Here is a 239-nt window from a genome sequence, read left to right as displayed (position 1 = left end):
AGCTCTACGCCACAAAACTTGACACTGTGGTTTGATTTAACTTGTAGACGTGCAGCTTGCTGGCGTTTAAAAGCAACGCTTTTACTATAGGTGGTTGAGTAATTAGAAGCTGCGCTTCTCGCGTGAGCAAGCTCTACGCCACAAAACTTGACACTGTGGTTTGATTTAACTTGTAGACGTGCAGCTTGCTGGCGTTTAAAAGCAACGCTTTTACTATAGGTGGTTGAGTAATTAGAAGC

Annotated in this window: 1 protein-coding gene; it reads right to left on the bottom strand. The window is 43.5% G+C overall.

Annotated features, from left to right (window positions below; genetic code table 11):
* A partial coding sequence (locus tag H4J63_RS20025) for a hypothetical protein (RefSeq protein WP_182198125.1) occupies positions 1 to 239 on the bottom strand: 239 nt, incomplete at both ends.

This window comes from Pseudoalteromonas sp. 5Ae-yellow (assembly GCF_014077565.1).
Classification (GTDB): Bacteria; Pseudomonadota; Gammaproteobacteria; order Enterobacterales; family Alteromonadaceae; genus Pseudoalteromonas.
Note: the sequence above shows the minus strand (reverse complement) of the source record. Positions and strands in the feature narration are given on the sequence as shown.